Genomic DNA, 14198 nt, shown 5'->3' on the forward strand with positions numbered 1-14198 from the left:
GCTCCTGTTCTTCGTCAGATAGCCCGCTATCTTCCTCATCACAGAAGCGAAAATGCCTCAAAAACTCATCCCCAATCATCGCACGATAAATTCAAAACAGCTTCTAAATCTGTGTGCCTCCTGCCTCCTCTGTGGTGAGAATCATCGCACGATAAATTCAAAACAGTTCCTAAAAGAAAAGGTTGCTTCCTTTTACAGAAAGCAACCTTTTTTTCGAGCCTCTTGTCGGATTCGAACCAACGACCCCGAGATTACAAATCACGTGCTCTGGCCAACTGAGCTAAAGAGGCAGGTGGGTAAGCTTACCATATCGCGCCGCTACAACCAACTACCTTTGCTGCGATCAAGCCCTGGAGGATTCGAAGGGAGCTGGCCGTATGGGACTTACCCGTATTTCAAAAATCTTGCAATCCCTGAACTATCGGCGCGATATTTCTTGATTGCGGGTGCAAAGGTAGGTATTTTTTCTGAATATGCAATACGTCTTCTGAAAAAAATGCAGAAAAAAATGAAGAGACGTCATTTTTCATGCTTTTATTACGCTGAATAAGTACAAAAAACGTACTTTTGTACGCAAATAAAGTTATCCGTTACGGAGGGTATACTCTTTTAATCTATTTAAAGTAAAGAAAATGACACCAGACAGACCAATCGGTATTCAAGAGCATGCAATGAGATTCGGAACCTATATGGGAATCTTTTGGATTATCAAATTCATTTTTCTTCCATTAGGGTTTAAAATTCCCTTGCTGCAACTCCTTTTTATATTGGGTACGCTGTTTGTCCCCATATTGGGATACTTGTATGCACGCAAATTCCGGAATACATATTGCAACGGAACCATTCCGTTTTTCCGTGCTTTCATCTTTACCGTATGCATGTATGTCTTTGCGGCCATGCTGGCGGCGGTAGGGCACTATCTTTACTTCCGGTTTATCGACCAAGGATTCTTGTTTGACATGTACAGGCAACAGCTGAACGAGGCAAAGGCTATGCTTCAAGGTGAACTGGCAACTTCCATAGACCAGCTTATGCTTGCTTTTGATACGATAGCTTCCCTGAGTCCCATTCAACTCACCTTTCAACTCATTACGCAGAATGTATTCTATGGCATTTTGCTTGCCTTGCCTACAGGCTTGTTAGTTATGAAATATAAAAAATAAAAATCAGTATTATGGACATATCAGTAGTCATCCCTTTATATAATGAAGCCGAGTCGTTGCCCGAACTGCATGCATGGATAAAACGGGTAATGGATGCCAATCATTTTTCGTATGAAATCATCTTCGTCAATGACGGAAGCACCGACCGCTCGTGGAATGTCATTGAGGAACTGAGCAAAAGCAATCCGGAGGTGAAAGGCATCAAGTTCCGCCGTAATTACGGGAAGTCGCCCGCCCTGTACTGCGGATTCGAACGGGCAGAAGGCGATGTGGTCATTACCATGGATGCCGACCTGCAAGACAGTCCCGACGAAATTCCGGAACTGTACCGGATGATTACGGAGGACGGGTATGACCTGGTTTCGGGCTGGAAACAGAAACGCTATGACCCGCTCTCGAAAACCATACCCACTAAGCTTTTCAATGCAACGGCACGGGCGGTGTCGGGCATACACAACCTGCACGATTTCAACTGCGGGCTGAAGGCATACCGGCGTGAAGTGGTGAAGAACATCGAAGTGTATGGCGAAATGCACCGGTATATCCCGTACCTGGCAAAAAATGCAGGATTTGCCAGAATCGGTGAAAAGGTGGTGCATCATCAGGCACGTAAGTACGGAAAGACCAAATTCGGGCTGAACCGTTTCGTAAACGGTTACCTCGACCTGCTTACGTTATGGTTTCTTTCCACTTTCGGGGTGAAGCCGATGCACATCTTCGGCTTTCTGGGTTCTATTATGTTTTTGTTGGGATTCATATCGGTGGCTGTTATCGGATTCAACAAGCTGCACGACATGTATTGCGGAAATCCGTACCGGCTGGTGACCGAAAGCCCGTACTTCTACCTGGCGCTGACCACGATGGTTATCGGCACGCAATTGTTCCTTGCCGGATTCATCGGCGAACTGATAGCCCGCAACGCTCCCGAACGAAACAAGTATCAAATCGAAAAAGAACTGTAACGATGAAAAGACTACCGGTCATATTCTGCATATTGGCGTTAGCAGGACTGTTGGTTCCAGGCTGTGAAGTGGAAAACTGCCCGCCCAACGCCTTGTCGTACCTGCATTTTTCGCTGGTAGACCAAAACGGACGGACATTCAATACTTCTGACACCATCACTATTGTAGGTCAGACCACTTCTTCTGATACGCTTGTATCTGACACGCTTATCAATCAGGAGGCGGCGGCAAGCAGCTTCAGCCTTCCTTTGAGCTACGATGCCTACACCCAGTTTGTCTTTATCTATCACGCGCTGGATGTCGGTTATGTGGGACGCGACACCATCCGGATTGACCACCGGAACATCCCGTATTTCACCAACCTGGATTGCGGAAGCATGATGTTCTACGAAATCACCGGTACGGCGCACACCCACCACAGGCTCGACTCTATCACCATCACTAACCCGAATATAGACAACAATGAGAAAGAAAATATCCGCATCTATTTCACTGTTTCTGGTGTTGAGCAGTAGCCTTCTCTTTCTGTTCCCTGCCCCGTCATGGGCACAAAAGAAAGACAAGGAGCAGCTAAAGGCCGACTACAAGGCTTCCCCGTTCTATCAGGGAAGTTCTATCGGCGTGGAAATAGCCGGCATAGGCGGCTACCTGCTGGGAGGAGACATCATGAGCAGCGAAATTTTATTGCAAAGTAACCTGAAGAACCGTTTTTTGCCTACCCTCGAAATAGGTTACGGGAAAACCGATGTCGTCAATGATGCCAACGACATGCACTACAAGACATCGGCGCCTTATTTCCGGATAGGCATGGACTATAACGTGTTCTACCTGAAGCCTTACCTGCCCGGTTATCTGTATGTGGGCCTGCGTTACGGCATGAGTTCGTTCACCTACGACGTGAGCGGACCTGACATGACTGACCCCAATTATGGAGGGACTACGGTGCCTTTTTCGTATTCGGGCATGAAAAGCAAGGCAAGCTGGCTGGAAGGTGTGGTAGGCATCAAGGTAAGGATTTACAAACGTTTCCACATGGGATGGGCGGTGCGCTACAAGATGCGCATGAGCATCGATAATCACGAGAACTCGGTCCCTTGGTACGTGCCCGGCTTTGGCAAGAACGCCAGCAGCAGCTTCAACCTGACGTATAACTTGATTTATAATCTTCCGTTTTAAGGGAACAAGGTGACAAGGAGACAAGGTGACAAGGTCTTGAATAGTTAACCAAAGTATCTGAAACCTCGTCACCTTGTTAACTTGTCACCTTGTCAACTAACTAATAACTGACACAAATGGGTATATTCGCAATTCTTTTGCTTGCCGTGAGCCTCGCCATCGATTGCTTCACGGTGTCCGTCACCAGCGGCATCATATTACGGCGCATCCGGTGGAATACGTTTCTGACGATGGCGTTCTTTTTCGGCTTTTTCCAGGCTTTGATGCCTTTGCTGGGCTGGCTTGGGGCAAGCCATTTCAGCCACCTCATCGAGGCTTACGACCATTGGGTAGCCTTCGGGCTGCTCGCTTTTTTAGGCATCCGCATGATACGCGAGCATTTCAAGGACAGCGAAGAACACAGCTTCGACCCTACCCGGCTGAAGGTCATCATCACCCTTGCCATTGCTACCAGCATTGATGCACTGGCGGTGGGCATCTCGTTTGCCTTCACCGGATTCAAGGAGCTACAGAGCCTGCTTCTTCCGCTCGTTGCCATCGGGCTTGCCTCGTTCGTCCTCTCGCTGGCAGGAAGCCTTATCGGCATCTTTTTCGGGAAACGCTTCAACTTGCGGATGGAATTGTTCGGCGGGCTGGTATTGATAGGTATCGGCGTAAAGATACTTTGCGAACACTTGCTCTCCAGGTAACGAGTTAACAAGGTACCAGGTGACAAGGTTTTTAGATACCATTGGCAAAACTATCTGAGAACCTCGTCAACTCGTCAACTTGTTACCTCGTCACCTATTAAACAGATATAAAAACAATAGAAAACATGAAGAAAAAAAACGGACTGAAATGGCAAATCCCTTTCCTGCTGCTGCTCGTCGTGGGCACCGTATGGATATTGCGCAAGCAGGCACCTTACCAGACCGACCAGGGGCTGGTGTTCGGTACGATGTATAAAATCACTTACCAGTCGAAAGAGAACCTGAAAGCCGAGATAGAAGCCGAGCTGCAACGGGTAGACCGTTCGCTTTCGCCTTTCAACAAGGCATCGGTCATTACGCGCATCAACGACAATACGGATATGCAGACCGACTCCCTGTTCGACTATGTGTACCGCCTTGCCCGGCAGGTATCGGAAGAGACACACGGCGCGTTCGACATTACCGTTGCTCCGCTGGTGAATGCCTGGGGATTCGGGTTCAAGAATGCATCGCAAGTAGATTCGGTTACCATCGACAGCTTGCGCCAATTCGTCGGATACGATAAGGTGAAGCTGGAAAACGGAAGGATTGTCAAGAACGACCCGCGCACGATGCTGGACTGCAGTGCCATTGCCAAAGGCTTCGGTGTAGACTGTGTGGCACGCCTGCTGGACCGGAAAGGGATACGCAACTATATGGTAGACATCGGGGGAGAACTGGTGATGAAAGGCGAAAACGCGCAGATGAAACCCTGGCGTATCGGCATCAACAAGCCCATAGACGACTCGCTGGCAGTGAACCAGGAACTGCAGACCGTACTTCAGGTGAGCGGCGTAGGGCTTGCCACTTCGGGCAACTACCGCAACTTCTATTACAAGGACGGCAAGAAATACGCCCATACCATCGACCCGCGTACAGGCTACCCGATACAGCACAACATCCTCTCGGCTACGGTCATCGCCGACAACTGTGCCAAGGCAGATGCTTACGCTACCGCCTTCATGGTATTGGGGCTGGATTCTGCCAAAGCCGTCTGCCGTGCCCATCCCGAGCTGGACGCATACTTTATCTATAGCAAAGACGACGGAAAGACGGACATCTACTACACCGAAGGGATGGAGAAGTACATAGCAAGATAGGTTATAATTAATAATTAACAATTAATAATGCCAATCAGGAGTTAAAAGGGAGTTATAGGTAGTTATCGCCCGCAGGGCGGGCTGGAAGTTAGATGCCAATACCTTTTTGCGCCGGTTTCAGAAGTAAGACTATTGGCCTGTAACTCCTGAACGAAGTGATAACTCCTGTGAAACATAACTACGTTTAACTACTGATTCGCATAATTAACAATTAATAATTAATAATTAATAGCTGACAGTTTACATTACACCGGGAACGATGCATAAGGCTTTATCTGGCACGAAAAGATAAATTGAAACTAAAAATAATAACACAACATGAAAGAAACAGATGAAAAACCGACGGGACTGCCCGAAAACGCGTTCCGTCCACTGAAACCGGGCGAACAATACCACCCCCTGATGTCGCCCGACAAGAATTATCCTGAAGTAAATGCCTGGTCGGTGACGTGGGGCATTGCCATGGCAATACTCTTCTCGGCAGCGGCGGCATACTTGGGGTTGAAAGTGGGGCAGGTATTCGAAGCCGCCATCCCCATCGCCATCATTGCCGTGGGAGTGTCTGGAGCCGCCAAGCGTAAAAGCGCACTGGGCGAAAACGTCATCATCCAGTCCATCGGAGCATGTTCGGGCGTTATCGTAGCCGGAGCCATATTCACCCTTCCGGCACTTTACATCCTTCAGGACAAGTATCCGGAAATGACGGTCGACTTCTTCCAGATGTTCATCAGCTCTTTGCTGGGAGGTATCCTTGGTATCCTGTTTCTCATTCCTTTCCGCAAGTATTTCGTAAGCGAGAAGCACGGCGAATATCCTTTTCCCGAAGCCACCGCCAGCACGCAGGTGCTGATTTCGGGCGAAAAGGGAGGAAGCCAGGCGAAACCGTTGCTCTTTGCCGGACTCATCGGCGGTCTGTACGACTTTATCGTAGCTACCTTCGGGTGGTGGAACGAGAACTTCACTACCCGCGTGTGTGGCTGGGGTGAAACGATTGCCGACAAGGCGAAGCTGGTGCTTAAAATCAATACCGGAGCAGCGGTCTTGGGGCTGGGGTATATCGTAGGGTTGAAATATGCCGCCATTATCTGCGCCGGCTCGCTCGCCGTATGGATTATCATCGTGCCGGGCATCGCAATGCTGTGGGGCGACCAGGTATTGAACGCCTGGAATCCGGCTATCACGCAGACCGTAGGCTCGATGTCGCCCGAAACCATCTTCGCCGAATATGCCAAGAGTATCGGCATCGGAGGCATCGCCATGGCGGGCATTATCGGCATCGTGCGCTCGTGGAGCATCATCAAGAGTGCCGTAGGGCTTGCCGCCAAAGAGATGAAAGGCAAGAAGGCAGATGCCGGCGTGGTGCGCACACAGAAAGACTTGTCGATGAAAATCATCGCCATCGGGTCGATTGTCACCATTATCCTTGTGGCGTTGTTCTTCTATTTCGATGTGATGCAAGGCAATTTGCTGCACACCGTTGTAGCAATCATCCTTGTGGCAGGCATCTCGTTCCTGTTCACCACGGTAGCCGCCAATGCCATTGCCATCGTGGGTACCAATCCCGTATCGGGCATGACACTGATGACCCTGATTTTGGCATCGGTGGTGATGGTTGCCGTAGGGCTGAAAGGTGCTACGGGCATGGTTGCGGCATTGGTTATGGGAGGCGTGGTATGTACCGCCCTCTCGATGGCAGGCGGCTTCATTACCGACCTGAAAATCGGCTATTGGCTGGGAAGCACGCCCGCCAAGCAACAGACGTGGAAATTCCTGGGCACACTGGTATCGGCTGCTACCGTAGGCGGCGTTATCATGATATTGAACAAGACCTACGGATTCTCTTCGGGCGCACTTGCCGCACCGCAAGCCAATGCCATGGCTGCCGTCATCGACCCGCTGATGAACGGTGTGTCGGCTCCGTGGCTGCTCTATGGCATCGGTGCCGCACTGGCATTGGTGCTGACTTATTTCAAAGTCCCGGCACTTGCCTTTGCCTTAGGTATGTTTATCCCCTTGGAGCTGAACCTGCCGCTTATTGTAGGCGGTGCCATCAACTGGTACGTCACCACCCGTAGCAAGGACGAAGCGATCAATGCGGCGCGTGGAGAAAAGGGCACTTTACTGGCTTCGGGCTTCATAGCCGGCGGTGCACTGATGGGTGTGATAAGCGCCGCGATGCGTTTCGGAGGTATTAACTTGGTGAACGAGGCATGGCTGGAAAACCCGATGAGCCAAGTGGTATCGCTCATTGCATACGCACTCCTTATTATATATTTAGTAAAAGCGAGTATGAACATCAATAAAGTTGACTAGATGACAAGGTACTAGGTACTAGGTTTTAGATACCATTAGCAAAACTATTCAAAGCCTAGTCACCTAGTCCCTAGTACCTAGTCACCTAATAAAAAAATAAAACACCATGAAAAAGTTAGCATTAATGAGTTTACTCTTTGTTTCTACGCTGCTTGCGGCGCAGGAACCAGTCAAAATCAAGTTATGGCAAAACGGCGCGCCCAATGACAACGGCATGACCAGCCAAGTGGAAAAAGGTCCGCTCTATGTAGCAGAACCGACCATCGAAGTCTATCCCGCTAAAGAAAGCAACGGACTTGCCATCGTGATGTGCCCGGGAGGTGGATACAGCCATCTCGCCATGAACCACGAAGGGCATGATATGGCAAACTGGTTCAACAGCCAAGGCATTACATACGCCGTACTGACCTACCGTATGCCTAACGGAAACAATGAAGTCCCCCTGAGCGATGCCCAACAGGCACTCCGCATCATGCGCCAGCATGCAAAAGAATGGAACATCCAAAAGCTGGGCATCATGGGCGCCTCGGCAGGCGGACATCTGGCAAGTACCGCCGCAACCCATTTTACAGACGCAGAGACACGTCCCGACTTCCAGATTCTGTTCTATCCAGTCATTACGATGGATCCTGCTTACACCCACATGGGTTCTCACGACAACCTGTTAGGAAAGAATCCTTCAAAAGAACTCGAACAAAAGTACTCGAACGAACAGCAAGTCACACCCGAAACTCCTCAGGCATTCATCATGCACAGCAGCGATGACGGTGCCGTACCCGTAGCCAACAGCGTGAACTATTATACGGCACTGGTGAAAAACGGTGTCTCGGCAAGCCTGCACACCTATCCCGTCGGCGGACACGGCTGGGGATTCCGCGACAGCTTCCTTTACAAACGCCAATGGACCGGTGAACTGGAGAAATGGCTGCGTGAGCTCGACCGCTAAACATACAGAAGCTGGCTGGAAGGAAAATTCTCTTTCCGCCAGCTGTTTTTTCGGTACTTTTCTGTAATTTTGCAGGCGATTTACTTACTTTACAATTTTAACAACTTAACATAGCAAAAATGGGTGGTTTTTTCGGAACAGTCTCTATGGCTGAATGTGTGACCGATTTGTTTTACGGTACGGATTACAATTCGCACTTGGGAACCAAACGTGCAGGGATGGCTACTTACGATGAAACATCGGGTTTCGCAAGGTCGATTCATAGTATAGACAATTCGTACTTCCGTACCAAATTCGAGTCGGAGTTATCAAAGTTTAAGGGCAAATCGGGTATCGGCGTTATCAGTGATACCGACCCACAACCCATTATGATTAATTCACATCTGGGACGGTTTGCGATAGTGACGGTCGCCAAAATCAATAATATCTCCGAACTGGAGAAAGAATTGCTGGATGCCAATATGCACTTTGCCGAAATGAGTATGGGGAAAACCAACCCTACCGAGCTGGTAGCATTGCTCATCGTGCAAGGAAAAAATTTCGTCGAGGGCATCGAAAACGTATATGCCAAGGTGAAAGGCTCGTGCTCGATGCTGCTTCTTACCGAGGATGGTATCATCGCTGCCCGTGACCGGCTGGGACGGACGCCCATCATCATCGGAAAGAAAGAGGGCGCATATGCCGTGACCAGTGAGTCGTGCAGCCTGCCCAACCTTGATTTCGAGATAACCGGCTACGTGGGACCGGGCGAGATAGTCCGTGTGCGTGCCGGAGGCGTAGAGCAGCTGCGCAAGCCCAACGAGGAGATGCAGGTATGCTCCTTCCTGTGGGTGTATTATGGCTTCCCCGTGTCGTGCTACGAGGGGCGCAACGTAGAAGAAGTGCGCTTCAAGAGCGGTTACGAGATGGGACGTACCGATGAGTCGGAAGTGGACTGCGCCTGCGGCATTCCCGATTCGGGTGTAGGCATGGCGTTGGGCTATGCCGAGGGCAAAGGCGTACCTTATCACCGTGGCATTGCCAAGTACACTCCTACCTGGCCGCGCAGCTTCACACCCAGTAATCAGGAGATGCGCTCGCTGGTGGCAAAAATGAAACTCATCCCCAACCGTGCCATGCTGCAAGGCAAACGGGTGTTGTTCTGCGATGACTCCATCGTGCGTGGCACCCAGTTGCGCGACAACGTGAAAATCCTCTACGACTATGGTGCCAAGGAAATCCACATGCGTATCGCCTGCCCGCCGCTGATTTACGGCTGTCCGTTCATCGCCTTTACCTCGTCGAAGAGCGACATGGAACTGATTACTCGCCGCATTATCGAAGAGATAGAAGGTGACGGCAATGCGAAATTAGACCGCTATGCCACTACCGGCTCACCCGAGTACAATGAACTGGTAGAACGTATCCGTGCGCGATTTGGTCTCACATCGTTGAAATTCAATACGCTGGAGACGCTGATAAACGCCATAGGCTTGCCTAAGTGCAAGGTCTGCACGCATTGCTTCGACGGTTCGAGTCGCTTCTGATTTCCCTTTTCTCACCAATTGGCAATGGATAATTGACCATTATTCTAAGCCGGAGTAGTTGTCAATTGTCTGTTGTCATTGTCATTACCGTTGTGATGCAACTATAATGGATACGGAGGGCATATATATGCACACACGGACGGATATAGTTGCATATTTCCGAGTGGCTATAATTACCTGCCAAATCTGCGTTAATCCGCGAAAATCTGTGTTTTCAGAGCTTGTCGTATATTATTGATTACTTATCGACGGATCAGAACGCTTCTGTCATGTTGAAGTAGAACAGGTTCTGGCGGTTGATGAAGTTGCGCCCGAAGTCGAGGCGGACGTTCATGCGCGGCTGCACTTCGATGCGCAGGCCCAAGCCGGCGTTGGGCAACACGCCTTCTATCTTCACCGGATTAGGACCCATGAATCCGGCTCCTCCCCAGGCTACGAAGCCCAAGTGGTGGACGATGCGCTTCAGCCAGTTGCTGCGGTCGGTGTTGAACATCTGGCGGTATTCCACCAGTGCCACGTGGCCGCTCTTGTCGCGGTATTGCCCCATGTAGTATCCGCGCAGGTCGAACGGCGTACCGCTCAGCACGTATTTGTTCAGTGGAATGTTGTTGCCGAATACGTTCTTGGTCTGTACCGTCCAGGCGAGCACTTTCCGTTCGCCTACCGACTTGTATTGGCGGTAGTCCAGCTCAAAGCGGTAGAAATAGTTGTCACTTCCCAGCCATTTCTGGTACAGCAGTCCACGGATGTCGAAGTACAGCCCTCGGTAAGGGTTGGCAGGGATGTCACGCGTGTCGTAGGTGACGAGGAAGCCGATGCCCGAGCTGAAGTTTTTGTAGCCCGATTCGGTACCTCCGGCGCGCACGTAATCTGCTTGGTGTGCCAGATGCTTTGCCGGACTGCTTATCTTGTCGTAGTTCAGGTCGATTTGCGGACCGATAAACCAGTCGGTCTCCTTGATGCGGAACAGAAACCAGGGGTTTATCTGTACACCACTGTAGCGGTATTGGCTGGTACTGTCACTCCGCTCGTAATTTTTGTTGGTAGAATAGCCCACGCCGTAGAAGTTCTCTTGCGTGTTTTTGTAGGTGAATTGTCCGAAGATGCGGAAGCGGTCGTTCTTGAAAAACAGTTGGGGCTTTACTTGGATATTCAGTCCGCCTTTGAAGATGAATGCCATGGCAAAGGGGAGTACTGAGCGGCGCATGGTAGTGTCTTTGGGATTCATGCGGAACGTCATCAGTGCACTTCCGCCTACCAGAAATCCGAAGTCGGGGCTGAAGCTGGGTCCTCCCAATATATTGTAATGGAAGTTTCGTCGTGCTACCTTCTGGCGGTGCAGTTCTTTCTTGCTCAGAGTCATTGGCGGGGAAAGCGTGTCGGCAGGAAGCCGGAGGGTGTCCGTCTCTTGGGCAAAGCCGAGCGATGCCGTCAAGCACAGGATGCAGAGTGTAATCAGTTTTTTCATATTCAAAATGTTATCAGTCGCAAAGGTATAAAAACTTGGGCACTTGGAGGCTTAAAATTAGAAGAACTTAATTAAGTTTGTGGTCTTGTATGGCTTTTTAATGGTCTCGGTATAGCTTTTTAACTTCGTATGTTTGGCGGTATGCCGGCTATTTTCTACTTTTACATCACTAATCATTGCTAAAAATTTAACTTAAAAGATTATGACAGTAATAGAACGTTTTTTGAAGTACGTTTCTTTCGACACTCAGTCGGACGAGAATGCCGGTGTGACACCCAGCACTCCCGGACAGATGGTGTTCGCCAAATATTTGCAATCGGAATTGGAAGCATTAGGGCTGGAGGAAATCTCACTCGACGAGAACGGTTACCTTTTTGCTACCCTTCCGGCTAATGTGGACCGTGATATCCCTACCATTGGTTTCATCGCTCACATGGATACCAGTCCCGATATGTCGGGTGCGGATGTACGTCCGCGCATTGTGGCCGATTACCAAGGTCAGGATATACCCTTGTGTGAGGAAGAAGGTATCGTGTTGTCACCCGGACAGTTTCCCGAATTGCTCGACCATATAGGCGAGGACTTGATAGTGACTGACGGGCGAACCCTGCTGGGAGCCGATGATAAGGCAGGCATTGCCGAAATCGTAGGGGCAATGGCTTATCTGAAGGAACATCCCGAAATCAAGCATGGAAAAATCCGCATCGGTTTCAATCCTGACGAGGAAATCGGACTGGGAGCGCACAAGTTCGATGTGGAGAAGTTCGGATGCAAATGGGCATACACGATGGACGGAGGCGAAGTGGGCGAGCTGGAGTTTGAGAATTTCAATGCGGCTTCGGCAAAGGTGCAGGTAAAAGGTCTGAACGTGCATCCTGGATATGCCAAAGGCAAGATGGTCAATTCGTTGCTGGTAGCAAACGAGTTCGTGTCCTTGCTCCCTGATGCCGAAACTCCTGCCACGACCGAAGGTTACGAAGGTTTCTTCCACCTGATAGGTATGGAAGGAGAGGTGGAACATACTACGGTTTCGTACATTATCCGCGATCATGACCGTGTGAAATTTGAGGCACGCAAGGCGCTGATGAAAGTGTGTGCCGACAAGCTGAACGAAAAATACGGAGCGGGTACGGTAATGGTAGAGGTGAAAGACCAATACTACAACATGCGCCAGCAGGTAGAGCCGCTGATGCACATCATTGATATCGCTTTTGCTGCCATGCAGGAGGCAGGTGTGGAGCCGAAAGTGAAAGCTATCCGCGGAGGTACGGATGGTGCCCAGCTCTCGTTTAAAGGCCTGCCCTGTCCAAACCTCTTTGCCGGCGGCTTGAACTTCCACGGGCGTTACGAGTTTGTGCCCATACAGTCTATAGAGAAAGCCATGAAGGTGGTAGTGAAGATTGCCGAGCTTACCGCCAGGCGGTATTGATTTTGTTAATTATGCGAATCAGGAGTATAACTATGTTTAACTCCTGATTTGTTGATAAAAAAAATCGGTTAATCTGTGGTGATGACCTTAATAATAAACCTTAACATGAAAAACAGATGAAAACAACTCCATTTACAGAGAAACACATCGCGCTTGGCGCAAAGATGCACGAATTTGCGGGCTACAATATGCCTATCGAATATTCTGGAATCATTGACGAACATCTTACGGTGTGCAACGCCGTGGGCGTGTTCGACGTCTCACACATGGGCGAATTTTGGGTGAAAGGTCCTTATGCGCTCCAGTTTATCCAAGATATTACTTCGAACAATGCGGCTGTGCTCACGCCGGGTAAGGTACAATATACGTGCTTTCCCAATGAAACCGGGGGGATCGTCGATGACTTGCTGGTGTATTGCTATGAGCCGGAAAAGTATATGCTGGTGGTAAATGCCGCCAACATCGGGAAAGACTGGGACTGGTGTGTATCGCACAACCGTGCCGGTGCTGAACTGGAAAACGCTTCCGACCGTATGGCACAACTTGCCATACAGGGACCGAAAGCTTTGTCTGTGTTGCAGAAACTGACCTCGGTAAATCTGGCAGAGATACCCTATTATCATTTCTGTGTGGGCGATTTTGCCGGAGTACCGCAAGTGATTCTCTCGAATACTGGCTATACCGGAGCCGGAGGCTTCGAACTTTATTTCTATCCGCAAGATGCGATACACATTTGGGACGCTATCTTCGAAGCTGGAGCCGAGTTCGGCATCAAGCCTGCCGGATTGGGCGCACGCGACACGTTGCGCTTAGAGATGGGTTTCTGCCTGTACGGCAATGACATCGATGATACCACATCGCCCCTCGAAGCCGGACTGGGGTGGATTACAAAGTTTGTAGAAGGCAAGGATTTCCCCAATCGTGCAGCACTCGAAAAGCAGAAAGCCGAAGGTGTTGCCCGCAAGCTGGTAGGTTTTGAGATGGTAGACCGCGGCATCCCACGCCACGGCTATAAGTTGGCGGATGCCGATGGAAATGAAATCGGACATGTCACTTCGGGCACCATGTCGCCTACTCGCAAGATAGGTATCGGTTTGGGCTATGTACAAACCGCTTTCTCGAAACCCGGTACGGAAATCTATCTGGACAACCGCGGGCGGAAGCTGAAAGCACAAGTCGTGAAGCCGCCTTTCCGCAAGTGATGTTTTCACCGCAGAGAATGTATAATTACTGTTTTTCGATTTACGAAGTAAACTAAGAAACTGTTTTGAATTTCTCCAAAAAGTTTTTCTCGTCTTGATGTATCCGTTTTCGTGTGTGCTTTGGGCGATTTTTTGGTCCTTTCCGCTTCTGTTCTTCGTCAGATAGCCCGCTATCTTCCTCATCA

At 49.8% G+C, this 14198-nt stretch carries 12 protein-coding genes and 1 tRNA gene; 11 read left to right on the forward strand and 2 right to left on the reverse strand.

Annotated elements, in window-relative coordinates:
- Positions 1-216: 216 nt before the first annotated feature.
- A tRNA-Thr gene (locus B5F78_RS13850) sits at positions 217-290 on the reverse strand.
- A 342-nt stretch (positions 291-632) separates the two neighbouring features.
- On the opposite strand from B5F78_RS13850, the gene B5F78_RS13855 reads away from it, so the two are divergent.
- The 9 genes from B5F78_RS13855 to B5F78_RS13895 all read left to right on the forward strand — a co-directional run bounded on the left by B5F78_RS13855 (position 633) and on the right by B5F78_RS13895 (position 9914).
- A complete protein-coding gene (locus B5F78_RS13855; protein WP_087397041.1) occupies positions 633-1163 on the forward strand; it encodes a DUF4199 domain-containing protein in 531 nt (176 codons plus the stop codon).
- Positions 1164-1174: 11 nt separating this feature from the next.
- Complete coding sequence (locus tag B5F78_RS13860) at positions 1175-2125, forward strand: glycosyltransferase family 2 protein (RefSeq protein WP_087406992.1); 951 nt, start codon at positions 1175-1177, stop codon at positions 2123-2125.
- Positions 2126-2127: 2 nt separating this feature from the next.
- On the forward strand, positions 2128-2640 hold the full coding sequence (locus tag B5F78_RS13865) for a DUF6452 family protein (RefSeq protein WP_087397039.1): 513 nt from the start codon (positions 2128-2130) through the stop codon (positions 2638-2640).
- Complete coding sequence (locus tag B5F78_RS13870) at positions 2588-3301, forward strand: DUF6048 family protein (RefSeq protein ID WP_087213328.1); 714 nt, start codon at positions 2588-2590, stop codon at positions 3299-3301. The genes B5F78_RS13865 and B5F78_RS13870 overlap by 53 nt, the downstream gene beginning before the upstream one ends.
- A gap of 116 nt (positions 3302-3417) precedes the next feature.
- Entirely contained in the window at positions 3418-3990 is a 573-nt protein-coding gene (locus B5F78_RS13875) for a manganese efflux pump MntP (RefSeq protein WP_087213331.1), read from the forward strand.
- Positions 3991-4115: 125 nt separating this feature from the next.
- Entirely contained in the window at positions 4116-5129 is a 1014-nt protein-coding gene (locus B5F78_RS13880) for an FAD:protein FMN transferase (RefSeq protein ID WP_087406993.1), read from the forward strand.
- A 318-nt stretch (positions 5130-5447) separates the two neighbouring features.
- Complete coding sequence (locus B5F78_RS13885) at positions 5448-7442, forward strand: OPT family oligopeptide transporter (protein WP_087406994.1); 1995 nt, start codon at positions 5448-5450, stop codon at positions 7440-7442.
- 106 nt (positions 7443-7548) lie between these two features.
- Complete coding sequence (locus B5F78_RS13890) at positions 7549-8388, forward strand: alpha/beta hydrolase (protein WP_087406995.1); 840 nt, start codon at positions 7549-7551, stop codon at positions 8386-8388.
- A 119-nt stretch (positions 8389-8507) separates the two neighbouring features.
- Positions 8508-9914, forward strand: coding sequence for an amidophosphoribosyltransferase (locus B5F78_RS13895; RefSeq protein WP_022039641.1), 1407 nt, complete (start codon positions 8508-8510; stop codon positions 9912-9914).
- Between the two features lie 253 nt (positions 9915-10167).
- Here B5F78_RS13895 and B5F78_RS13900 read toward each other — a convergent pair whose 3' ends face one another.
- A complete protein-coding gene (locus B5F78_RS13900) occupies positions 10168-11382 on the reverse strand; it encodes a BamA/TamA family outer membrane protein (RefSeq protein ID WP_087406996.1) in 1215 nt (404 codons plus the stop codon).
- A 202-nt stretch (positions 11383-11584) separates the two neighbouring features.
- Between B5F78_RS13900 and pepT the strand changes: the two genes are divergently transcribed.
- Both pepT and gcvT read left to right on the forward strand, forming a co-directional pair.
- Positions 11585-12811: a peptidase T gene (gene pepT, locus B5F78_RS13905; RefSeq protein WP_087406997.1), complete on the forward strand. Its 1227-nt coding sequence runs from the start codon at positions 11585-11587 to the stop codon at positions 12809-12811.
- 116 nt (positions 12812-12927) lie between these two features.
- Positions 12928-14013, forward strand: a complete 1086-nt coding sequence (gcvT, locus tag B5F78_RS13910; protein ID WP_087250118.1) for a glycine cleavage system aminomethyltransferase GcvT — start codon at positions 12928-12930, stop codon at positions 14011-14013.
- The last annotated feature ends 185 nt before the right edge of the window (positions 14014-14198 follow it).

Source organism: Bacteroides sp. An279 (genome assembly GCF_002159615.1).
Lineage (GTDB): Bacteria > Bacteroidota > Bacteroidia > Bacteroidales > Bacteroidaceae > Phocaeicola > Phocaeicola intestinalis.

Coding starts and splice junctions, on each gene's coding strand:
- B5F78_RS13855 (WP_087397041.1), top strand. CDS start 633: ATGACACCAGACAGACCAATCGGTATTCAAGAGCATGCAATGAGATTC.
- B5F78_RS13860 (WP_087406992.1), top strand. CDS start 1,175: ATGGACATATCAGTAGTCATCCCTTTATATAATGAAGCCGAGTCGTTG.
- B5F78_RS13865 (WP_087397039.1), top strand. CDS start 2,128: ATGAAAAGACTACCGGTCATATTCTGCATATTGGCGTTAGCAGGACTG.
- B5F78_RS13870 (WP_087213328.1), top strand. CDS start 2,588: ATGAGAAAGAAAATATCCGCATCTATTTCACTGTTTCTGGTGTTGAGC.
- B5F78_RS13875 (WP_087213331.1), top strand. CDS start 3,418: ATGGGTATATTCGCAATTCTTTTGCTTGCCGTGAGCCTCGCCATCGAT.
- B5F78_RS13880 (WP_087406993.1), top strand. CDS start 4,116: ATGAAGAAAAAAAACGGACTGAAATGGCAAATCCCTTTCCTGCTGCTG.
- B5F78_RS13885 (WP_087406994.1), top strand. CDS start 5,448: ATGAAAGAAACAGATGAAAAACCGACGGGACTGCCCGAAAACGCGTTC.
- B5F78_RS13890 (WP_087406995.1), top strand. CDS start 7,549: ATGAAAAAGTTAGCATTAATGAGTTTACTCTTTGTTTCTACGCTGCTT.
- B5F78_RS13895 (WP_022039641.1), top strand. CDS start 8,508: ATGGGTGGTTTTTTCGGAACAGTCTCTATGGCTGAATGTGTGACCGAT.
- B5F78_RS13900 (WP_087406996.1), bottom strand. CDS start 11,382: ATGAAAAAACTGATTACACTCTGCATCCTGTGCTTGACGGCATCGCTC.
- pepT (WP_087406997.1), top strand. CDS start 11,585: ATGACAGTAATAGAACGTTTTTTGAAGTACGTTTCTTTCGACACTCAG.
- gcvT (WP_087250118.1), top strand. CDS start 12,928: ATGAAAACAACTCCATTTACAGAGAAACACATCGCGCTTGGCGCAAAG.